The organism is Falsochrobactrum ovis, assembly GCF_003259955.1.
GTDB classification, from domain to species: Bacteria; Pseudomonadota; Alphaproteobacteria; order Rhizobiales; family Rhizobiaceae; genus Brucella; species Brucella ovis_A.
In genome coordinates, this window is the sequence record NZ_QLMK01000020.1 from 1 (window position 1) to 23,054 (window position 23,054).

Here is a 23,054-nt window from a genome sequence, read left to right on the forward strand (position 1 = left end):
TGCGGTTAACGAAGATGATCCCGCTCAGAACGCGCCGATCATCAACGCGCTGGCGACCATGGCTCTTGGGGAAATAAGGACGAAGACGAGCCATTGGCTCGTCCGTCAGCCAAAATAAATTGCTCATGATTCAGGCTCCTGCACTGCCCTCTGAATCATAGACATCACGTCAAATCAATGGGTCCTGAACCTAGAGTAAAGGAGATCAGGGCTTCTTCATTCGCGGTGCACTTTCAACAATCCTTAATTCTGCGTCTAGCTCCTCGACCTTAGTGCTGCTTCTTATTAAAGAGCCGGATAACCCAGATAAGACTTATGGCCAGCGCGCGATGAAACGCGTGAGGTAAGCTTCGTAGTGTTAACGCGCTTTGCGACAGGCGCCACGCTCTCAGCCTTTCGGGACCGATGCTCTTACCCCACATCAGGCTGCGAGCATTATGGTCGCCCCTATACAAACCGCTATCTTTTCCACGAGCAACGGCCAAAGTTTAGCTAGGACCACCACAGAGCAACATTCAGAATTGGATATACAAGGCTGTGTGAGGCGCGCAAGAATTTCCTAGCGGGCTATCAATTTATTACTGATTTTGATTTAAGCGGGCCGATCAATGGAGGTACGAGGCGCATTTCAGCAGCATTGAAACCAACCAACCGGGCCAGCACATTGCGCGATCGTTCGGGCCGGGAGCAGAGCAAGCGCTCAAAGCCACTCTAAAGGAACAGGGACGCATTCATTTGACGAGGTGCGCTTGCGCAGGAGACACACCAGCGCAGCGCGCTTCTGAGACACGGCTGGCGACGCTCCGATCAGGCGACCCATGCAGGTCGGAATACCGGAAAGAAAACGGCCTGATCGGACGCACCCGCCTCAAATGAAGCAGCACGTTACGCTAGCCGATATATAAACGCGCGAACGGACAAGAGGAATCTCGCCGGCAGCAGCCAGTAAGCCTTGCCCTCAGGCCCAACCCTTAACGGCGCAAAGCAAGAGGTTTCCAACTGGGAACATCCTTCAACCTTGGCCTCGAGGCAGCTGCTTGATGAGGTTGGAGCTGACCGTTGTTCCCAGCTGGGAACTTTGCCAATTTTCGCGCTGGCTGACCCAGCTTCAGCCGATTTCCCTATGGAGTTGTGTGTATTGTCTTGTCGAGGAGTTGATTGGGCGACTCCGTTAAGGTTTAGGCGAGGGGCGGCTTAATGACAATACGACTCCGCTTGGCGGTTGGTTGTCGAGGAGTACAAGGTGTGACGTAGTTAGGACTGCACGTGCTTGGAGTAGCAGGGTCTGCCGAGGTTCGCATGTTCCCAGCTGGGAACTTTTGTGAATTTAGTGCGACTCATGGTCGATCAAGCTTGTTAGAGGGCTGGATGAGCGGCTCTCGCTGCACTCAAGGGTGTATTGGTCTGCAGGCCCGTTTGCCGGCTCGTGTAGGTTGTTTTTGCCATAGGGGAAGATGTGGCCTATGGGAGATCGGGGTTCTTTGAAGATGTTGGTGTCTCAGGGGTTTCACGCGTTTTATCGAGTTGTCCTTTCTGTGCTCGTGTCGTCGTGCTCCACGATCCGGAGGGTTGAGCAGGTCAGTGGTTGGTGTTGGATTGTTGGTGTTTGTAGGGTGGGGCGTCTTCGTGCTTAATTCAGACGTATCGTTGCGGATTGAGCAGTCAGGATTCCCGCGCCTGGCTATCGTCGCAAAAATCTGCTATGGTTTTGGTAGTAATCGAATCCGATTGGGTCGTTAATTCGTTTTTTTCAACGGATCGTCGTGACTAAACTGAAGTGCCGTTTTGCTTTAGGTGGTGGAATTTCATTAATTATATTCAGTTGTTTATGATCTCAGCAATTCGCCCGCGGGACGGTGAGAGATGGGCCGGTGAGCCGGGTAACGTTTGCGTCGCGGGTTTACTGGTTGAGGCTCCGGCGCATTCTTGATTGAAGTTTCATGACGGCGGCAGCTTTCCCGGATTTTGTTTCTTTTAGCGCGGCTATTCTGATGGGGTTGGGTAAAGGTGGGCCTTTCGTTTCTGGTTAGTGCGGGTCTAGCTCTGCTTCCGGAGGGGGCTCCGGAGCTTTAATTGCGCCCAAAGGCGGGTCTCGCAAGTCAGTATGCCGATGCTTACTCTGGAGTTTTGAGAGGTCGGGAGCGAGGGTTTCTCCATGGGGTCGGTTTAATTGTTGCACGGCAGCAGCCCTTCGATAGCGTAGACGCGGGCAGGGGATCCGTCTGCGTTAGGTAATTTGAGCGGGGCCGCGCTGAGGAAGCAATGTGTTCCGTTAATTTCCGATGTGTTGATCAGATATTCAATGAGCGTAATGCCAGAGCGCAGGCAGACGTCATGGGTCACATGTTCGGAAGTGGGTGCTATCTCCCCGTCCAGCAGTAAACGAATGGAGTAATCCTGCGGGAAGTCGAATGCTATGGCTGTCGGTCTGCGAGCTTCCAGCCATTCCGCGGCATCGCGTGACAAATAGGGCGCGTCGGCCCAAAAGTCGCGGGTTCGATAATCGCGTTGCTTGTCCCATCCCGTTGAAAGAAGCAATATTTGGTCTTCTTCTCCGCCTGGATCGGCGGCGGCGAGGCGCCGGGCATCGATTTTCTCATTGGGGACGACGTCGCGGAGGTTAAGCACTCTACAGTGGCCAACCACATGATTAAGCGGCGTCGCTTCGATAGTGGGCGCGTCGGCGATGAAATGCGCCTGTGCGTCGACATGGGTAAACCCATGACAGGTCGTGGCAAGCCGAGAGACACGGAATTGGTCTCCCTTGGCTATGTCTCCTTTGACGTCCACGTCTACGGGCCAGCGCAGATGTGGTTCGATGGGCATGCTCAAATCGATTATTTTCATTCTCCAGCCGCCTTAATTTTATCCAGAATGTCGGAGCCGTGCTGTGCGACAAACTCTTGTTCAACAGGTTCAGCAACCAAAGCGGCAAAGGCCGCATGATTGGGTTCGTCCACTACCTGAATGCCACGTTCCTTGAGCTGGTCGAGATTGTTTTTCTCTGCGTCAACATTCATTTGCCGCTGCGAAATAGCCATCTCTTTGCCAAGCTTAAGGAAAAGATCCTGCACTTCCTTTGGGAAGGCTGCGAATTTTGTGTTGTTCATGCACAACGGAGCCGAAGTGAAAGCATGGCGGGTCAGAGAAAGATGGTTTTGAACTTCATAAAACCGGGAATTCAAAATCAGTGTGACCGGATTTTCCTGACCATCAACCGTGCCCGTTTCCAGTGCTGTAAACAGCTCAGTGAATGCCATCGGTGTTGGCACTGCGCCGAGAAGCTGGAAGGCTCGCAAATGTGCCGGGTTAGGCGTGGTGCGGATCTTCAAGCCTTTTATATCGTCGGGGGTTACAACAGGCCGACGGCTATTGGTTAGATTGCGCCAGCCAATATCCAAAGTACTGATTGCTTTGAGATTGGAAACTTCAAGTTCTGCGCGCAACGAATCGCCGACGGGACCATCAATGACTTTTGCTACGTGATCGCGATCCTTAAAGAGAAAGGGAAGATCGAGCACATTAAGGGCAGGAGCCAGCCCGGTGAAAAACGGGTTTCCGGTTAAGCAGAAATCGATCTGACCGCCGCGCACAGCGTTAATCGTCTGCGGATCGGAGCCAAGCGCGCCGTTAGGGAAAACTTTAACCTCGAACTCACCGTTGGTTTGGCTTTTGACCTGTTCGGCAAATTGAAGTGCCGCAGTTTGAAAGCTGTCAGATGCGGGATGAGGATGGGCAAATCTCAGCTGGGTTGTCTGTGCGGAAGCTGGCCGTCCGATGGCAAATAGCGCCACGCCAGCAACCGCACCTTTTAGTGCATCTCTGCGAGTGGATCTCATATTTTCCTCCATTTGTTTAATTCTTTTGCCGAGATTTGCAGCATTTCCCCTAAGGCCACATCTCTATCGCCCCATCAGCCATTTGCCCGGAGCCGTAACGAGTTCAGGGAAAATGATCAGCAAAGCGATGACGATGATCTGTGAGAGAATGAACGGTAATGCGCTTTTGATGACCTGTTCCATAGGCGTTTTAGCGATCGCGCAAGCAACATTGATGACAGTGCCAACCGGTGGCGTCATAAGCCCCACTGCGGTTGCGATAATGAACATCACGCCAAAATAAACGGGATCAATGCCGACCTGCTTCACGATGGGCATGAATACAGGCGTCAAAATCAAAATAGTCGGAATGAAGTCTAAAACGGTTCCGATAACTAGAACCAGCAACATCATAACGATCAGGAGGAGCGTTTTATGTTCAATGAGTGGGCCAAGGAGACTGGCCGCCTGGCCGGGTACGTCCGCAATAGTGATGAGCCAGGCCGACACCATTGCTGCGGCGACGAGGAACATGATAGCGGCAGAGGTTTTAAGCGATAAAAGCAGGACGCCGCGTAAATCGGAGAATTTTAGCTCCCGATAGATGAATGCGCCCACAAAAGCCGCATAAGAAGCAGCTACTACAGCAGCTTCCGTAGGGGTGAATACACCCATCCGCATTCCACCGACGATTATAACAGGCATGCCAAGTGCCCATAAGCCATCAAGTAACGCTTTGATGACTTGCTTGCTGCTGGCTTTCTCTCTATGGGCAACAGGCTCGTCGCCAGCAACAAGCCACCACGTCAGTGTTAAAGCGGTTGCCATAATGACGCCGGGCACAATACCCGCCATGAAGAGCTGCGTTATCGAAACGCCTGCGGCAACGCCAAAAACCACGAAGCCGATTGATGGTGGTATTACTGGAGCGATAATTCCGCCGGCGGCGACAAGCGCGGCAGCACGGGGAACATTGTAACCGACATTGCGCATCATCGGCAGCAGAATGGCAGCTAAGGCGGCCGTATCTGCGACGGCAGAGCCGGAAATACTCGCCATAATGAGTGCCGCAACAATCGCGACATAGCCCAGTCCGCCACGCTTATGGCCCACCAGCGTGATAGCAATATTGATGATACGGCGGGATAGGCCTCCGGCATTCATCAATTCGCCAGCCAGCATGAAAAACGGAACGGCCATGAGTGCGAAACTATCCGCGCCGCCAATTAGGTTTTGTGCTAAAATCTGAGAATCCAGCATGCCTATATGAAGCATAAGCGCAATTCCGCAGATCAACAATGCGATGGCAACCGGCGTGCCGATAGCCATTGATCCGAGAAGAGATCCTACGAAAATGACAATAGTCATTTGCTTGGCCCCTGTTTTGGTTCGTGTAATTCTGCATGTAGCAAGGCTTGAATGTTTTCAGAGCCATCGTTCAAGTCGATCGCATTGCCGGAAAACAGCAGAAAAATGTTTTGTAAGCTAAGTGCGCCGATGCCGAGGCCGCTAACCACACCGGCCATATAGGTGACGCCCGTGGGAATGCCCGAAGCCGGTGCATAATTGCTCATATTGATTGTCATCTGCTTCCAGCAGCCGATGACCAGCAAGCTCATACAGAAAAGCGTGGCAAATTGAACGGCGAGTTGGCACACTAATTTGCCTTTAGGGCCTAGCTTATTGACCAGACTATGCATGCCCAAATGGCCGTTTTCCCGCGCGACGAGAAAAGCGCCGCCCAATGTCAGCCAAACGAAAATGATCCGGGAAACTTCTTCGGATATGATAATTCCGGAATTGAACGCATATCGCAGAACAACATTGCCGAAAACCATAATCCACATGACTATCAGTCCTGCGATCAGGATATTTTCGACACCATGCAGCAACCATTGCCGTAAGCGCATGAAGTCACCTCCTCCTTGGTATGTGACGCAGGATATAGCTATATCATATATTATGCACCATATATTTAAGTGTTTAACGTTGTCTCATTTTCCGCAATAAGTAAAGCGTTCTAAATTGTCCAAGAAGACTCTGGGCCTGCATATTGAACGTCGTTCTCTGATTTATCCGATCGGGAAAATGTATAGATCTGACTGCTGAATTGTATAAAGACAAATCATAACAAACGGTTATAGCGACTAATCCACGGGCAAGTCTCTAACGCTTAACTAAGCTTGAAGCATTCAGAATCTTATTTTTAAGACGACTTAATTACAGTCTGGTGCAACATATATAATCTCAAAGGCCACTGGCTCGTTGAGGAAATGCTTGACAGAAGGCGCAAGCGCATTTTAAACATCATATATTGTATATAATATGTGGCGGGATGAGTGGATGAAAGTGCAGGCCTCACAACTGCAAAAAACTGCGGAAGATCTGCTTGTTCAATATGGGGCGCCGGAGGAATATGCGCGAATTCAGGCCGAAGTACTCATAGAAGCCGAGTTACGCGGAACTTCTTCACATGGATTGCAGCGCCTTCCTCTTATTTTGTCACGCATGGAAAAAGGACTTATTCAGCCAGCAAAAAGCGGCAAAGGCGAATGGGCGCGGCAAGCGTTTTTGGCCGTAGATGGTCAGAGGGGTTTAGGTCCTGTTGTGGTGCTGGAAGCGATGCGGGCTATGAAAGAGGCTGTCGCTTGCTCCGGCCTTGCTATGGCTGCGATCTCAAATTCAAATCACATCGGTATGCTCGCCTATTATGCTGAGGCAGCGGCAAAAAGCGGACTGATCGGCATTATTCTTTCCACAAGCGAGGCTCTGGTCCATCCCTATAATGGCACACAAGCCATGCTTGGAACCAACCCTATAGCGATTGGTATTCCGACAGAAGGCGAGCCTTTTATTCTCGATCTTGCAACCAGTGTCGTATCGATGGGTGAGATCAATCATCACGCTTTGCGGGACGCGCCGATTCCGTTGGGATGGGCCGTCGATGCAGAAGGCAATTCAACCACAAATGCGCAGGCAGCAAGAGAAGGTGCGATTGCGCCATTTGGCGGGGCGAAAGGCTACGGGCTCGGGCTTGCGTTTGAGCTTTTGGTTGCAACTCTTGCTGGATCAAGTTTTGCGCCTCAGGTGCGTGGGACGCTGGATGACCGCAATCTGGCGAACAAGGGTGATCTTATTATCCTGATAGATCCGGCAGCTGGGTCCGGGGAGGCGGCATTTTTAAGCCAATATTTGGAGCAGCTGCGCCTGTCTCGGCCTAGTGATCCGGCTCGACCGGTGACCGTTCCCGGTGATGGGTCGCGTGCGCGGCGAGCCGAGATGCTTGCGACAGGAATCGAATTACCTCAAGCACTTATGGATACATTGAAGGCGCTAAAAGCGGCTTGAATTGATTGGAGGAAGTCTCACGTGAATTTGTTCGGGACGATCAGGGCGCCGCGGGAATTGGTTTTTGGTTCAGGGCAGCGTCGTGCATTGGGCAGGATCGCCAATACATTAGGCAGTAGAGCATTACTGGTGACAGACGCTCGTCTGGCAGGAGATCCGCATTTTTTAACGATGGTTGAAGATCTCAGGCAAACAGGTCTCGACCTTAAAATCGATAGCTCCGTTGAGCCCGATGTACCTATTGAAAGAGCGCTTGCGAGTGCAGATGCTTTTCGTAGTTTTGCACCGGATCTTATCATAGGCATTGGCGGCGGGTCCTGTCTCGACATGGCGAAATGTCTCGCCGTTCTGCTCACGCATGGGGGCAAGCCGCAAGATTATTATGGCGAGCATAAAATTCCTGGGCCTGTGCTTCCACTCATTGCTGTTCCCACCACTGCAGGGACCGGCTCCGAAGTGACGCCAGTGGCTGTTTTGTCAGATGCACAACGCAGTCTGAAAGTCGGTATTTCAAGCCCATATCTTGTTCCCACTGTTTCAATTTGCGATCCGGAGCTCACGCTGACATGTCCTGCAAGCCTGACTGCAATCGCCGGCGCGGATGCTTTGATCCACGCGATCGAAGCTTTCACCGCTATTCGCAGAGATGCAGTTCCGGGCATTGCACAAGACAGGGTGTTTGTTGGCAAAAATTCTTTCTCTGATTATTTCGCTTTGCAGGCCATCGCTCTGCTTTGGCAGGGCCTGCCAGCTGCATGCAAAAATGGTGCAGATCTGGCCGCTCGTGAAAAGGTTATGATGGGCGCAACGCTTGCTGGTCTTGCTTTTGGTGTTGCCGGAACGGCTGCCGCCCATGCAATACAATATCCGGTCGGAGCTTTGACCCACACAGCCCATGGTTTGGGTGTCGCATGCTTAATGCCTTATGTGATGACATGGAATGCACCTGTGATCAGAGCGGAGCTTGAGGAGATTGCTGCAGTCGCGAGGCTATCTGATGCAGATGAAGTGATTTCAGGCCTCACTGCTTTATTTGCAGAGATTGGAATTCCCTCAACCCTTCGAGAGTTGGGCCTTGAAGAGGATCGTATTGACTGGGTGGCGGAACAAAGTTCCGGGATTGCACGCCTTATCGAAAATAATCCGCGTCCTCTTTCGCTGGTCGATCTCCGCAAACTCGTTTCATCTGCCTATTTCGGCGACCGCGCTGCGTTAAACTGACCCCCTAAAGGATTTGCTAATATGACATTGCAAGGAAAAATTACCGGTTACGCTGATCCCAGTCTCCACGCAGGCCATCTCTATATTGGTGGTGAATGGCTGGCGGGCAAAGGAATTCCAGTTCAGGATCCGGCGACTGAAAAAATTTTAGCGGAAGTGCCCGATGCAAGCGTCGAAGACGCGATGCGTGCGGTAGATGCTGCCGAAGCCGCGGCAGCGCAATGGCGGTCGACACCTGCGCGCCAGCGTTCGGAAATTTTACGCCGTTGGTATGAGCTAATGGTCGAGCGTTCGGAAGAATTGGCCCTGCTTATCGCTTTGGAAAATGGAAAAGCCTTGCCCGATGCGCGCGGTGAGGTGGCCTATGCGTCAGAATTCTTCCGTTGGTATGCGGAAGAAGCAACGCGTATCCCCGGCGAATTTCGCCATACTCCTTCGGGATCGCATAATATTCTTGTCGATAATGAGCCGATCGGTATTTCTATATTGATCACTCCGTGGAATTTCCCTGCTGCTATGGCGACACGAAAGATCGGCCCGGCGCTGGCTGCAGGATGCACAGTCATTTTGAAACCCGCGTCCGAAACTCCGCTCACTGCCTACGCAATGGCCCGTTTGGGCGAAGAGGCTGGCGTGCCAAAAGGGGTCGTAAATGTTTTGACCACAAGCAACCCATCTAAAGTGGTCAACGCGATGTTGGCCGACGAACGTGTTCGCAAACTCTCTTTCACCGGTTCAACCGGTGTTGGCAGGATTTTGCTTGCTGAAGCTGCAAAAACGGTTGTCAGCTGTTCGATGGAGCTAGGCGGCAATGCGCCGTTCCTCGTATTTGACGATGCCGATCTTGATGCAGCTTTAGATGGCGCGATGGTTGCCAAAATGCGCAATGCGGGTGAAGCCTGCACTGCGGCCAATCGTTTTTATGTGCAGGCCGGTATCCATGATGCTTTCGTCAAGGGTTTGACGGAACGCATGGCAGCACTAAAAATCGGGCCCGGCTCTCATCCAGAGACACAGTGCGGTCCGATGATTACCAGTAAAGCCGTTGAGAAAATTAATCAGTTGGTGAGTGATGCCGTAAGTCGTGGTGCTCGTATTATGACTGGCGGTGCGCCGCTTGATGGTGAGGGATATTTCTATCCTCCTACGGTACTGGAAAATGTGCCGATTGATGCGATCATTGCAAAAGAAGAAATATTTGGTCCCGTCGCGCCGGTCTATCGTTTTGAAACCGAAGCCGAAGCGATCGAACTGGCCAATCGCACAGAATATGGCCTGGCCGCTTATATTTATACTCAGGATATGAAGCGGGCAATGCGTGTCGGAAGAGGTATTGAGAGCGGAATGCTCGGGATTAATCGGGGTTTAATGTCGGATCCGGCGGCGCCTTTTGGAGGGGTAAAGCAAAGCGGACTGGGGCGCGAAGGCGGCGTCCATGGTATCTTCGATTTTATGGAAGCCAAATATTACGCAGTCGAACTTTGAATTTTGAGTTGCCAATTTCCTTGTCGTTTTGGAGGGCGAATGACGTGTTAGCTTACGCAATTCAAATTCTGGACGGCCTCTGGACGGCTTTTGTACGACAGGGGCGTTGGCAATATTCTTGCGCCATCAACTTAGATCAGACATGAATGCCATTTAAAAAGTAAGATTCACGCACTTGGTTGCAATCGCGAGCTAGAACCTAATGCCATTTAATATGCACGAACCGCCTTTCTCACGCCTGTTGACCTCGAATGATCCGCGTCGGGATCATCCCAAGTCTCTCGTGGAGTTCGCTTATGAGCAATTGCTTTCCATGCTCATGACTATGAAACTCGAACCGGGCGCGCATATTGGTATTGAAGCGCTAGCAAGAGAACTTGGCATTTCCCAAACGCCCATTCGCGAGGCATTAACGCTTCTGGAAGCGCAAAAGCTGGTGCATAAAATCCCGAATGTAGGGTTCAGAACAGCTAATTTGCTCAGTCGTGAAGATGTAAATGCGCTTTTCGAAATTCGCCTTCTTTTGGAGCCAGCAATGGCAGCGCTGGCCGCTGAACGTGCGAATGATAGAACACTCAAACACCTGACATTGATCGCGAAAAAACTGGAACTTTCTTCGAAAGGTAATGAGACAGCTTATGCGCAATTTGCAGAAGGTGACGCCCACCTTCACCAGTTGATCGCTGCGGCAACAGGCAATCGTTTTATTGCGGATGCAAATGAAAGTCTGCATGTTCATCTGCATATTTTCCGCCTTCTCTACAAAACCAATTCTACCGAGAGGGCGGTGACCGAACATGCGAAATTGATTGAGGCCTTGAATGCGCGAGATCCTGCGGCGGCCGAACAGGCTATGCGGGAGCATCTGATCGCTTCGAGAGATCGGCTCGATAATGCGATGCTAGCACAAGAGGCAGATAAGTAATTTGCCACAAAAATGACGGGAGCCAGCAAGGTGGCTCCCAGCACAGCCGGATTTAATTATATCAAACGCGCTTTGTTTAAATATCATATATGATATAATGTATGCGCGAGGATCATATGCTGGCCACAGCATGAGTGATAGGGAGAGTAGGATATGGCGCTGCCATTAGAAGGCATTCGGGTACTGGATATTTCGCAAGTGATGGCGGGGCCTTTTTGCTGCATGCTCTTGGCCGACATGGGAGCGGATGTAATCAAGATTGAGCCGCCCGTTACTGGCGATTCAACGCGCCATTCGATGGGTTTTCGACTGAAAGGTAGTGATAGCCCCGGCTTTCTTGCGCTTAACCGCAACAAGCGCAGTATCTGCCTTGATCTTAAGTCGGAGGAAGGGCGCAAAACGCTTTATGCGCTGGTCAAGACCGCTGACGTTTTGGTCGAAAATGCGCGCCCCGGAGTTTCAGCCAGATTGGGCATGGATTATGAAACCTTGCGCGCCATTAATCCACGGCTGATTTATGCAAGCATTTCTGGCTTCGGGCAGACCGGCCCATGGTCGCAGCGCCCCGGTTTTGATCTGATCGCCCAGGCGGTTTCCGGTATTTTGAGTTCCAACGGGTTCCCCGATATGGAGCCAGCAAAAAATTCTATTGCCGTTGCCGATCTTGGTGCGGGGCTTTTTGCTACCTACGGTATTTTGAGCGCGGTAATCGGTCGTCAGAGCTCGGGCGTAGGACAATATATTGATGCCTCACTTTTTGAGGCTGCACTTTCCCTTTCCATCTGGGAGACAACCGAACTTTGGGGGACGGGAAAATCGCCTGTACCTATTGGTTCGGCCAATCGCATGTCCGCGCCCTATCAGGCGGTGCGTGCATCGGACGAATGGTTTGTTATCGGCGCGGCTAATCAGGGACTGTGGCTTAAGTTGATTAAGGTGATGGGGCTTGAGCACCTACAGGATGATGAGCGCTATTCCACCAATGCAGCACGCGTTCAGAACCGTGTAGCATTGATTGAGGATATGGCACCGGCTTTCCTGACGCGCACATCGGAAGAATGGATCGAAGCGCTGCTTGAAGCGGGGGTACCTGCTGCGTCAATCTTGGATTATGGTCAGGCCGTTGAGAGCGAGCAGGCGGCTGCCCGTAACATGGTGCAAATGATCCCGCATCCCGTGGAAGGTGAATTTCGCGCCCTTGGATTTCCGGTCAAGATGAGCGGTACGCCGCAGCAGGTCCGCATGCCTCCGCCATTGCTCAATGAGCATGCCGACGAGATCCTGGCCGAACTTGAGAGCAAAGGTCTCCTTGATACGACAAAGGAGGCGGCCCAATGACGACCCCCGGCATCATCTATGAGAAAGCGGGTAATATTGCGCATATTCGCTTCAACAATCCGAAAGCCTTTAATGCATTGACCAGCCAGATGTGGCTGGATCTGCGTGACGCAGCGCGTGACGTGGCGCAGGACCCCGATATTCGGGTTGTTCTGTTTCGCGGGGAGGGCGGGAAAGCATTCGTCTCGGGAACGGACATTTCCGGTTTTGCCAAATTTACCAGCGGAAAAGACGGCGTGGGCTATGAAAGCGGAATTGACGACTGCATGCGTGCACTCGACGACATTCCTGTCACTACGATTGCTGTTATCGACGGCTGGGCGGTTGGCGGTGGTTTGAACATCGCTGCTGCTTGCGATTTTAGAATAGCCAGCAAAGATGCCCGCTTTGGCTCACCCATTGGTAGAACTTTAGGAAATTGTCTGTCGGCCATGAGCCTTGCCCGTATTGGCAATTCGATTGGTGTCAGCATCGCACGGCGTATGTTGCTGCTGGGCGAGATTATCTCGGCGGCAGAATTGCAGGAAAATGGCTTCTTGCTGGATGTGGTTGAGCGCGACGAACTTGATGCAAGAGTGGCAGAAATTACTCAGCGCGCGGTCGAAAATGCTCCTCTGACCACTCGTGGTATCAAGGAACTTTTGCGACGGCTGTCGCTGAGCAATTTGCCGTCGGACGAAGACGTTATCGAAGAAGTTTATGGAAGCGAAGACTTCAAGCGTGGTGTTGAAGCGTTTTTGGCGCGGACAAAGGAAGTGCCGCGCTGGAACGGACGATAAAACGTCACAACATCAGCAAACGGTTTGGGAGGACAGTTAATGGTACAGGTAAAGCGTCCGCGCATTGGCTTTATAGGTATTGGCCTGATGGGGGAGGCGATGGTGCGCCACCTGCTTGATCTTGGATATCAGGTCAAGGTCTGGAACCTAGAGCCTGAACGGTTGGAAACAGTTGTTCCTTTTGGCGCAATAGCCGCCGCATCGCCCGCCGAAGCGGTCGAAGATACGGATATCGCGATGACGTGCGTCCTCAATATGGAAGCGGTCGAGCGTTGTGTTTTTGCGGATGATGGAATTGTTGCTGCGAAGAATGGCCCCTCAATTGTCATTGATTTATCTACTGCCGACCCCGATGGTACTCAACGAGCAGCAGAAAAGCTAAAGGCCCTGACGGGGGCGGGATGGGTCGACGCTCCTGTATCAGGCGGACCACAGCTCGCTCGCACCGGCGAAATGACCGTGATGGTCGGCGCGTCTGAAGAGGATTTTGAGACTGTCAGGCCGATCCTTGAGGAAATGTCGGGCAACTTAACGCTGATGGGCCCAGTGGGTAACGGTCAAAAGACCAAAATCCTCAATCAGGCAATTGTCTGCATCGGCTTTGTGTTAATGACAGAAGCGCTTGTTCTTGCTGAAGCTGCTGGCATCGACGCGTCGCGGCTTCCGGCTTGTTTGGCGGGCGGTCACGCAGACAGCCAATTATTGCAGCGAATTTATCCGCAAATGCAGCAAAGAGCGTTCGAGCCGCCGACAAGCTATGCGCGTCAGGTCCTTAAAGATCTCAATGCAGTGTCCAAGTTTGCACAAGATCTTGGGCTGGATCTTAAACTCATTGAACAGGGGGTTGAGCGCTACAAAGACTATGTCGCGCTCGGCAATGAAATGACTGATTCTGCGGCGATCATTAAACTTTACGAATATGAAGCCGCTCAGCGTTCTTCCGGCAAGATGGGCTGAGGCTGATGGACCCGCTTCACAAGGCCGATAACCAAAAGCGGCCAAGGGCCATTATAGATGCCCATCATCATTTATGGGATCTAAACAATGACTTACCTTGGTTGAAAGGGGAGCGTATCCCTTTTCGCTATGGCGACTATTCGGCGATTTGTCGAGACTATCTGACGCAAGATTATAAAGCTGATACTGCTGCATGGCCGATCAAAGGAACGGTCTATGTGGAGGCAGAGTGGAACCGCGCTTTAGCGCTTGATGAGGCTCAGTGGGTTTCAAATATTGCGAAGGAAACCGGCATACCATCGGTGATGGTTGCGTGGTGTGATTTTGCGGCCCCCAATGCAGCGGAGCTTTTAGCAGGACTTTCGCAAAAAGAAATTGTGCGCGGCGTTCGTCACAAACCTGCCGCAGCGAATTCTGCGCAAAGTGCCCGCCGCGGAGCGAAAGGATCGATGGACGATCCCATTTGGCGGGAGGGTTATTCGCTTCTTGCATCTTATGGCTGGTCCTATGACTTACAAACGCCTTGGTGGCATCTGGATGCCGCCCATGATCTGGCGCGAGACTTTCCCGATATTCCCATCATTATCAATCACACAGGCCTTCCGGCAGACCGGAGCAGGCAAGGGTTGGCGGGATGGCGAAAAGCGCTCGATGTCGTGGCTGATCAATCGAATGTGTTTATCAAAATTTCGGGCCTCGGACTGCCGGAAAAAGAGTGGCTGGCGGAAGAAAACACCCCGATTATACGGGATGTAATATCTATTTTTGGGACGGACAGGGCTTTTTTTGCCAGCAATCTTCCAGTCGATTCCCTTGTGGGCAGTTTCGACAGGATTTTCTCCGGTTTTGTTACGGCGACAGCGCATCTTCAAGAGGAGGAGTGCGCCAAGCTTTTCCATGACAATGCAGCACGCGTGTATCGAATATAGAAGGTATATTAGCAGAATTAAATATAAGGGAGGAACTTATGAATATACAGAACATCTTGAAAGTGGCAGCCGTCGCGCTGGCCATGTCTATGGGAGCCCATACAACGGCCTATGCCCAGACCACCCTTCGCTATGCGCATGTGGGTTCAGAGGGCGATATCCAATATTGGTATGGTGAGGAATTCGCCAAACGGGTGAATGAGCGAACCGAAGGCCGTGTTAAGGTGGACGTATTCCCCAATTCTCAGCTTGGGGGTGCGCAGGAACTCGTTGACGGTGTGCGCAGCGGTGCCATTCCGCTGGCGCATCATGAATTCGGATCACTTGCCACTTTCATGCCCGAAATGGCCGTTTTCGCTGCGCCCTTTGTTTATCGTGACGGCATTCATGCCATGGCGGTAACAGATCCTGAAAATTCAGAAGTTATGAAGGATCTTTCCGGCCAGATGATTGAGAAAGCCAATGTCCGTATAATTGGACGCCTTTATCGCGGTGCACGGCAGATGACGGCCAATATGCCGGTCTATTCTCCTGCGGACCTGAAAGATAAGCGGTTCCGCGGTGTGCCGATGCAGCTCTGGACCACGATGATCAAAGGAATGGGTGCAGTACCGACCCCTGTTGAAGTGGCAGAATTGCCCACTGCACTGATGACAGGAATGGTGGTCGGCCAGGAAAATCCGCTTACGATGATCAATGCCAATAAGCTTTATGAAGTGCAGACGCACGTCATGCTGACTGGCCATATGCAAAATGTGCTGCCAGTTTTCATCAATGAAAAGGTGTGGCAGTCCATCCCGGAACAAGACAGAGCCATTATCGCAGAAGTTGCAGCCGAGGTAGGTCAGGAAACTTTGGAGCTGGGGCTGAAAGCGGAAACGGATCTCATTGACGAACTCAAAGGCAAGGGGATGACCTTCATCACCGAGGCCGATGGGCTCAAAGTGGCAGAATTCCGTGAATCGGTTGGCGCTCAGGTTGCGGAAGATTTTCCAACCTGGTCACCGCTTATCGAGCGCATTCAGGCTGTGCAGTAACAGGTAAATTCAGAGGCCGCGAGCCGGCCTCTGGTTCTTTGACGGAGGCTCTTTGTGTCCAAATCCGAAACCGTGCCTCATTTGGCCGATACTGTTGTGCACGCTAATAATCGTGAGTACCCTATAGACCGGCTTCTTGAGCCATTGCGATGGATATTTCGTTGGGGCAGTCTCGTCATGCTTGTGGCGATGATTAGCCTGTCTTTTATCCAAGTCGTATCTCGCGAAGTTTTTACATCGCCTATTATGGGTGCTGAAGAGCTGACCCGGTTTATGCTCATCAACGCTGTTTTTCTTGCTCTTCCTTATGTGGTTTCTTCTGGCGCGAATATCCGGATGGACGAAATAGTTTCCATGGGTCCGTCAAAATTTATACTTCCACTTAAATTTGTTGCCGCTGTTACCGCTGCGGTCACTTTTGCCATTTTGGCGGGTGCTAGCGGAGTTGCGATTATGGCCAATCTTGACAATTCTACCCCAACATTGGGCATCCCTTACTGGGTCTTTCTTGGTTCTGCGCTGGTGAGCTTTTCAATGACTACGGTCGAATGCGCCGTTCAAGCTGTAAAAGTACTGCAGCGTCGTCCTTTATTTATCACCTTCGCACAGGAACGAGAGCCCGAAACAGACCTCGATTTTCTTGAAGATGTGTTGAGCTAAAGGGGCGAAAAATGGCACTTACAATTATTGTGGCTTTTATGGCCCTGTTTATTCTGGGATTCCCGGTCGTCGTGGCGATTGTGGTTCCTGCCTTGATCTATGTAGTTTACGCGGGATTTCCGTTAGAGTTGATGGCGCAGCGCATGACCTATGCGCTGGATTCATTCCCGCTGGTCGCAGTCCCAGTGTTTATCTTCGTGGGTTGCCTGATGAATCAGGCTGGCATTACCAGTCATATATACCGCTTCGCGCAGACTTTGGGTGGGCGCGTTCCGGGCGGATTGGCGCAGGTGAATGTTATCGGATCCTTGGTCTTCTCGGGCACATCGGGCGCGGCGCTTGCCGATATAGGTGGTTTGGGCCGGATTGAAATTAAAGTAATGACGGATGCAGGATTCAGCCGTCCCTATTCGGCGGCGATTACTGGTGCTTCAGCTATTGTCGGTCCCATTTTCCCGCCTTCCATTCCTTTGATTATTTACGGCTCGGTCACGAGTGTTTCGATTGTTCAGCTGTTGATCGCAGGGATTTTACCTGCACTTTTTTATACTGCCATATTGATGCTCACGGTTGCATGGCTGGCTAAAAAGTACAATCATCCGCGATCCAAGCGCTGGCCAACTCTAAAAGAGCTTTGGGGTGCCTTTCTGCCCGCCGCACCAGCACTTATGACGCCGGTTCTCCTGATAGGAGCGATGTTGAACGGGTGGTTTACCCCCACTGAAGCTGCATCCATTACAGTCGCTTATGTCCTTTTTATCGCCACGGTTTTTTATGGCGGCATCTCTTGGGAACGGCTTCGTTTCGCATTGTTTGATACGGTCAAGACAACCTCGGCAGTGTTGATTATCGTTTCTGCGGCCGCACTATTTGGTTGGGTAATGGCGGTGGAACAATTGCCGCAAATATTTACCCGTGGACTTCTATCGCTTTCGACAGATCCTTTGATTTTGCTTTTGCTCGTCAACGTGCTCTTGTTGATCGTGGGCATGTTCCTGGACAGTACGACGGCAACGTTGCTGGTGGCGCCACTTGTAGCAGCGCCGCTCGTGATGGCAGGCGTGGACCCGGTTCACCTAGGTATCGTTTTTGTCTTCAATCTGATGATCGGACTAGTGACACCGCCTCTTGGACTGGCATTATTCATGCTTTCCGACATAGCTAAAGTGTCAATGTGGAGCGTGTTGCGGGCATTTCTGCCATTTTATTTGCCACTATTAGTATCGCTCCTGATCATTACCCTCTGGCCTGATCTAAGCCTTTGGTTACCTAAAATGATACGATAGTAAGATCGGACTTACTGGCCCTTGCAGAAATGCAGGGGCCAAGCCTCCTCTGGGTGCGGCTGATGGCGTATTCTGGAAGATAAAACCGACAAGCACGGCTTTTCTGGCGTGACTATATTAGTTCCGACTATCCGGTCGATGCGGGCTGCGACAAATGCTAAATTTGGATACAATGGGGAAGGGAGCCGGCCAAGAAAGCTTCGAAGCCGACGCTCTTTTTCAAGCGCACCGGTGTGCGAGGTCTCATAATCGTCTCAGGCCGATCGGTGCCTATTGAGAACTCCGACAAAGAGCCAGCGTTCTTATCGCCCTGCACGTTGAAGAGACCGGATTTATTGCCGTAAGTAAGGTAACGAATAGGTGTTTTAATCGCGGAACATTTACTTGAGCCTCGCCCACGCTAGCGCCTTACCCTGGACGCTAAATGGATATGGCTGGGGAACAGATATAGCGACAATATCAACTTGTTAAATCTTGATGTCCGAGACGAAGCCTATACCACTTGCGTATTGTTGTGGCACCGGGTGGGCAATCTCTATCTTGTTTGCAGAAGGCGCCAGAGCAGGGTTCGCCTGCTCTGGCGCCACAGCCTTTTACTCTTTGTCAGCCGCGGCCATAGCTGCTCGCGCTTTTTCGACAAGATCAGTGCCGATCTGTGCGCTATACTCCTCGACAACAGGCGCAACGCGCTCTCTCATCTCTGCAAGCGCTTCTGGCGTTGGAAAGGTAATCTCGAAACCCTTATCCGCGAGTTCCTTTTCCAGATCCTCTGCAGCCTTACGGGAAATCTCCCGCTGGAATACTGCTGACTCCTTAGCCGCCTCCATTACAGTTGCCTTGTCTTCCTCGGAGAGACTATCAAACCATTTCTGGCTGGCGAGCAAAACGAAGGGCGTATAGACATGCCCGGTTTTGGCCAGATGGTCCTGCACCTCATAGAATCTGGCGGTGTGGATGAGAGCGTAAGGCGTTTCCTGTGCATCGACTGCGCGATTTTCAAGAGCGCTGTAAAGCTCCGGCCATGGAAGTGGTGTCGGATTGGTTCCCAAAGCAGACCAGGTCGCCAAGAACAGCGGGTTAGGTATAACTCGGATATTCAGATTGGCCATATCCTCAACCGTGTTAACCGGGCGGATTCCATTGGTCATGTGGCGGAACCCATTATCCCACCAAGCTAGTCCTACAATGCCGGTCTTTTCTTTCAGCAGTGCGAAAAGCTCCTCGCCAACCTCACCGTCCATGACAGCGTCCACCGCGTCAAAGTCCTTGTAGAAGAATGGAAGGTCGTAGATCATGAACTGCGGAACAACGCCGACTAGATTCGGGGTAGGCCCGACCATGATGTCGATGAAACCGGCCTGAACCGATGCCTGCATGTCGGGCTCGCTGCCGAGAACCCCATTACCGAACGTGTCGATTTTGATACGCCCATCGGTTTTCTCTTCCACAAGTTTCGCAAAATAGCGCGAAGCTTCTCCAACCGGATGTTCTTCCACAGGCACATAGCCCAAGCGCGCGTTCTGAGCCAGGGCAGGAGCGGCAGCAATAAGCCCTCCTACCAAAGCCGCAGTTAGAAGAAGTGATTTCATAGTTTGTCCTCCCAAGGATGGTTTGCTGGAACCAAGATGCAGGGACCGTCACCCATAAAGCAAACAGAACCTGCGGGTAGTATGAGAATTGCCCCCCTGACCACTATTACATTGTATGTTTTTATTATTGGATTATCGTGTTGGCCCGCCCTGATCATTGAGGGCGGGCCATTGGTTAAATTACTTCAGGTATTCCTTGCCCGAAATTGGAGGCGTCGCCGGCTGATTGTTCACTGGCCAATGATGCGATCCACCCGGATAGCCGTTGATAGCAATCCGCGTATCATAGCCCGGGCAGTAGTTAGCCGCTGAGTGCCAACGACCGGCCGGAACATAGACGATATCGCCTGGCTCGGAAACGAAAGGCGTCAAGCCTTCAATATTGTACTGGATCTGCCCTTCCATGATGAACCAAAATTCCGCATAGTCCACATGGAAATGTCCAAGTGCTGTCGTGGGCTGCATGTTGCAGTCACGTGCCTGACCGCGGATGCGGTTGACGAACATGCGATCGTCGCTCACAAAAGCACCGGCGGAAGGAGCTGCGAAAAAGTCGACATAGATCGGCTGAGGCTGACGTGTCAGGCTATCAGGTGCATCTAATCGACTGAGGTACCAGTCCGTTCCGGGTGGTGATTTAGGCAGAGTTGCCGAGTCTTCTTCATAGAGAATCGTAGCGTCTGCGTTGAAGATCTCAAAGTGCAACGATGGCACCGTCCCCACATTTTTCAGCGAGAACGCCCGACGGAATGGAACCCGGACCATGAAGCCCTTACTGGCAACAAAAGGCTCCACACCCTGGATGTTAACTTCGATCTCTCCTTCCCACACGATGAATGCAGTCTGGTGATCTGCCACGCGCAAAGTCGGTGTCGAATCCGACACGGCTAGCTGATGCCATGCCGCCCGTAGGTGCTTGTCATCGACGACCGGTACGCGCCAGGTCTTAAGCTTGTTGGGTGTCGCAATCTTGGCACGCACATCCGCGATTGTCGTACGCGGCTTATGCGGAGCCTTGTAGGGCGCTGCCGCCACAGGTTTCGGTGTCCAGGCATTCACTGTCTGTGCAGCGGCGCTGGTAACGCCCACCCCTCCGATTGCTAACGCTGCCAATAAGGCCAACGAGCTTTTCCGTACATTCATGAGAGTTTCTCCTCCAAACATAAGGCAATCGCGATCCCAGCCTGAAAATTAATATTCCCTCCCAAGCCCCCCCGCTTGCCCACAATGTGGATACGTTGTCCACCACTAGATAGTGCTCAGCTTATCACCGGTTGTCAACTCTCTGGTTGGCTCCGTCGTGACGGTGTTTTCCGCTAGCGGAAGAGAAGGGTTCCAAAGGTTGGTTGGATCGCTCAGGCACGGACGTGACGGGGGTGATTGGGGCTCCATTCTGGAACCAACTAATGACGTTCTGCGCCACGAGGTCTGCCATTGCGGTGCGCGTGCTCTCCGATGCGGATGCGATATGGGGCAGAAGGGTGAGGTTATCGAGCTCCAACATCTCCACTGGAACATTGGGTTCATCCGCGAAAACATCGAGTCCGGCGGCGGCTATCGTTCCTGTGCGTAATGCGCTGATCAACGCATCCTCATCCACGACGGTGCCCCGGCCCGCATTGATGAAAACGCCTTCGGGTCCGAGTGCAGACAATATTTCCGCATTTACGCTGTTTGCAGTCGCTGGCCCCCCAGGCACGATCGAGATGAGCACATCGACGGCGCTAGCAAGTTCCAGCAGGGACGGAAAATAATTATACGAGACCCCCTCTGCCGGGCGCCTGCTGTGATAGGCAACTGGAAGTCCAAACGCTTCGATCCGTCGAGCGATGCTGCGACCAATTCGGCCCATCCCATACATGCCGACGGTGCGGTTGCGCAGCGTCAGTCGGGTGAGGGGATAGTTTGAGACTTTCCATTTGCCCTCGCGAAGGTAAGCTTGCGCCTTAGGAATTTCGCGCACGACGCTGATAAGCAGCCCTATTGTGAGGTCGGCCACCTCCTCATTCAGTACATCTGGCGTATTTGTAACAACGATATTTCGGCTGTGTGCATAGGTAGCATCGACCGAATCATATCCGACCCCGTAGCTGGCGATAATTTCCAGATTGGGAAGAGCGTCAATAAATTGACGATCAATCCTAGTGTTACAGGCTACGCCAGAAATTGAAGCCCGTATGTGCGGAGATAGACGGGTTTCAACGTCGCTGTCAGGAATTTCTATAAGATTGAAATGCGTTCTAAGCATGTCCCGAGCATGCTCGTGCATCCAGCCCGGTATGAGCACGGTGGTGGTTTTCGACAACGGTTTTCCTTCCGATTCAGGTGTTACTGCTGGCGATGATGAGATGGCAATTCAACGTGGGCGGGGCGGGGTGGCAATCCACCCCGTCTCCTCCCAATATTAGTTTGATCACAATATGGTCATCCTGTCCACATTGAGGGCCTTGCTCGCATGAAGGTGCTTGACAAATGGGCGGTAGCGAGGATTTACTTGGATGCTGCGTCCATATTGTGGGCAGGGAGTGTCGCAACGTGAATATTATAAATTATCTTACAACCGTTAGATTCGGGATTGGAGCAAGCGAGGCGCTCGCAGAAATTTTGCATGAACTCGGTGTTTCGCGACCATTGGTGATCAGTGATCACGGTATCAAAGCTGCCGGTCTCTTGGATCGTCCAGGTTTTGCATTTCTGAAAACAGCACCGATTTTCCTTGATGTTCCGACCAATCCGACGGAAAGCGCGGTTGCGGCTGGTCTTGAGCTTTACGGACAACGCGGCTGCAATGGCATTGTCGTGATCGGTGGAGGGTCTCCAATGGACCTAGCTAAGGGCGTGGCGTTACTTGCTACTCACGAGGGCGAACTCGAACGTTATGCGGCGATTCTTGGCGGTGTAGCACGCATTACTAGCGCGGTAGCACCACTCGTCGCGGTCCCGACCACAGCAGGCACCGGATCCGAAGTCGGGCGAGCGGCGCTTATTACGCTGAATGACGGACGGAAGCTGGGTTTCATCAGTCCGTATCTCATCCCGCGCGGAGTGGTCTGCGACCCGGCATTGACGATGGGGCTGCCAGCGGGTCTGACAGCAGCAACAGGGCTTGATGCGCTATCGCATTGCATTGAGACATATCTCTCCCCCCGTTACAATCCGCCAGCAGAGGCGATTGCCACCGATGGTTTCCAACGTATCTGGAAGGCTCTGCCGGTTGCCTATGCAGATGGCACAAATGCGCAAGCGCGGACCGAACTGATGATGGGCGCCCTCGAAGGCGGCATGACGTTTCAGAAGGGGCTTGGCGCCGTCCATGCTCTCAGCCATGCACTGGGTGGTCTCCAAGAGGTGAGCCTCCATCACGGAACTCTTAACGCCATTTTGATGCCGGTTGTCCTTCGCTGGAATGCTGAAATTGATGCTGCGGCCAAGAAGATCAGCCAGCTTGAGAAGTTAGCTGGGCTCGAAGGAACCACGCTGGCAGACGCGCTGGACGATTTGAATCGTCAGTTGGGCATTACGTCTAAATTATCCGAATTGGGCGTTTCTCATGAGGTCATCGATTGGGTGTGTGAGCGAGCGCTGGAAGACCATAGCCATCCGACCAATCCTCGCCCGCTGAGCAAGGAAGACTATGCCGCGATTCTTGAAACTGTCTTCTAGGCTTTAAACACAGAACTAA

The 23,054-nt window shown here is 52.2% G+C and carries 19 protein-coding genes and 1 pseudogene; 12 read left to right on the forward strand and 8 right to left on the reverse strand.

Annotated elements, in window-relative coordinates; all coding sequences use genetic code 11:
- The 5 genes and pseudogenes from C7374_RS14365 to C7374_RS14385 form a co-directional block, all read right to left on the reverse strand.
- Positions 1–127: pseudogene (locus tag C7374_RS14365) on the reverse strand (IS5/IS1182 family transposase); the annotation flags it as partial.
- 2,039 nt (positions 128–2,166) lie between these two features.
- A complete protein-coding gene (locus C7374_RS14370; protein ID WP_111576317.1) occupies positions 2,167–2,847 on the reverse strand; it encodes a cyclase family protein in 681 nt (226 codons plus the stop codon).
- Entirely contained in the window at positions 2,844–3,839 is a 996-nt protein-coding gene (locus C7374_RS14375) for a TRAP transporter substrate-binding protein (protein WP_111576318.1), read from the reverse strand. Before C7374_RS14375 ends, C7374_RS14370 begins: the two co-directional genes overlap by 4 nt.
- A gap of 63 nt (positions 3,840–3,902) precedes the next feature.
- Positions 3,903–5,186, reverse strand: a complete 1,284-nt coding sequence (locus tag C7374_RS14380) for a TRAP transporter large permease subunit (protein WP_111576319.1) — start codon at positions 5,184–5,186, stop codon at positions 3,903–3,905.
- The gene (locus tag C7374_RS14385; protein ID WP_111576320.1) at positions 5,183–5,728 is read right to left on the reverse strand and encodes a TRAP transporter small permease; all 546 of its coding nucleotides are present in this window, start codon (positions 5,726–5,728) and stop codon (positions 5,183–5,185) included. The genes C7374_RS14380 and C7374_RS14385 overlap by 4 nt, the downstream gene beginning before the upstream one ends.
- Before the next feature lie 433 nt (positions 5,729–6,161).
- Here C7374_RS14385 and C7374_RS14390 point away from each other — a divergent pair, with 433 nt between their 5' ends.
- From C7374_RS14390 to C7374_RS14440, 11 genes are all read left to right on the forward strand, one after another.
- Positions 6,162–7,166, forward strand: coding sequence for an Ldh family oxidoreductase (locus C7374_RS14390; protein WP_111576321.1), 1,005 nt, complete (start codon positions 6,162–6,164; stop codon positions 7,164–7,166).
- A gap of 21 nt (positions 7,167–7,187) precedes the next feature.
- Entirely contained in the window at positions 7,188–8,387 is a 1,200-nt protein-coding gene (locus C7374_RS14395) for an iron-containing alcohol dehydrogenase (protein WP_111576322.1), read from the forward strand.
- 21 nt (positions 8,388–8,408) lie between these two features.
- Positions 8,409–9,872: an NAD-dependent succinate-semialdehyde dehydrogenase gene (locus tag C7374_RS14400; RefSeq protein WP_111576323.1), complete on the forward strand. Its 1,464-nt coding sequence runs from the start codon at positions 8,409–8,411 to the stop codon at positions 9,870–9,872.
- Positions 9,873–10,074: 202 nt separating this feature from the next.
- Positions 10,075–10,797 (forward strand): GntR family transcriptional regulator, encoded by a 723-nt coding sequence (locus tag C7374_RS14405; protein WP_111576324.1) that lies wholly within the window; start codon positions 10,075–10,077, stop codon positions 10,795–10,797.
- 153 nt (positions 10,798–10,950) lie between these two features.
- Positions 10,951–12,135: a CaiB/BaiF CoA transferase family protein gene (locus C7374_RS14410; RefSeq protein ID WP_111576325.1), complete on the forward strand. Its 1,185-nt coding sequence runs from the start codon at positions 10,951–10,953 to the stop codon at positions 12,133–12,135.
- Positions 12,132–12,914 carry an enoyl-CoA hydratase gene (locus C7374_RS14415; protein WP_111576326.1) on the forward strand — a complete coding sequence of 261 codons (783 nt, stop codon included), beginning with the start codon at positions 12,132–12,134 and terminating at the stop codon, positions 12,912–12,914. The genes C7374_RS14410 and C7374_RS14415 overlap by 4 nt, the downstream gene beginning before the upstream one ends.
- A 39-nt stretch (positions 12,915–12,953) precedes the next feature.
- Positions 12,954–13,871: an NAD(P)-dependent oxidoreductase gene (locus tag C7374_RS14420; RefSeq protein ID WP_111576327.1), complete on the forward strand. Its 918-nt coding sequence runs from the start codon at positions 12,954–12,956 to the stop codon at positions 13,869–13,871.
- Positions 13,872–13,876: 5 nt separating this feature from the next.
- Positions 13,877–14,800 carry an amidohydrolase family protein gene (locus C7374_RS14425; RefSeq protein WP_111576328.1) on the forward strand — a complete coding sequence of 308 codons (924 nt, stop codon included), beginning with the start codon at positions 13,877–13,879 and terminating at the stop codon, positions 14,798–14,800.
- 38 nt (positions 14,801–14,838) lie between these two features.
- Positions 14,839–15,837, forward strand: coding sequence for a TRAP transporter substrate-binding protein (locus C7374_RS14430; protein WP_111576329.1), 999 nt, complete (start codon positions 14,839–14,841; stop codon positions 15,835–15,837).
- A gap of 54 nt (positions 15,838–15,891) precedes the next feature.
- Positions 15,892–16,497, forward strand: coding sequence for a TRAP transporter small permease (locus C7374_RS14435; RefSeq protein ID WP_146612743.1), 606 nt, complete (start codon positions 15,892–15,894; stop codon positions 16,495–16,497).
- Between the two features lie 11 nt (positions 16,498–16,508).
- A complete protein-coding gene (locus C7374_RS14440) occupies positions 16,509–17,783 on the forward strand; it encodes a TRAP transporter large permease (RefSeq protein WP_111576331.1) in 1,275 nt (424 codons plus the stop codon).
- A gap of 593 nt (positions 17,784–18,376) precedes the next feature.
- On the opposite strand, the gene C7374_RS14445 is transcribed toward C7374_RS14440, so the two are convergent.
- The 3 genes from C7374_RS14445 to C7374_RS14455 form a co-directional block, all read right to left on the reverse strand.
- Positions 18,377–19,372: a TRAP transporter substrate-binding protein gene (locus C7374_RS14445; protein WP_111576332.1), complete on the reverse strand. Its 996-nt coding sequence runs from the start codon at positions 19,370–19,372 to the stop codon at positions 18,377–18,379.
- Between the two features lie 180 nt (positions 19,373–19,552).
- A complete protein-coding gene (locus tag C7374_RS14450) occupies positions 19,553–20,515 on the reverse strand; it encodes a cupin domain-containing protein (RefSeq protein ID WP_158527858.1) in 963 nt (320 codons plus the stop codon).
- Positions 20,516–20,639: 124 nt separating this feature from the next.
- Positions 20,640–21,620, reverse strand: a complete 981-nt coding sequence (locus tag C7374_RS14455; RefSeq protein ID WP_111576349.1) for a 2-hydroxyacid dehydrogenase — start codon at positions 21,618–21,620, stop codon at positions 20,640–20,642.
- A gap of 287 nt (positions 21,621–21,907) precedes the next feature.
- On the opposite strand from C7374_RS14455, the gene C7374_RS14460 reads away from it, so the two are divergent.
- Complete coding sequence (locus C7374_RS14460; protein ID WP_111576334.1) at positions 21,908–23,035, forward strand: iron-containing alcohol dehydrogenase; 1,128 nt, start codon at positions 21,908–21,910, stop codon at positions 23,033–23,035.
- The last annotated feature ends 19 nt before the right edge of the window (positions 23,036–23,054 follow it).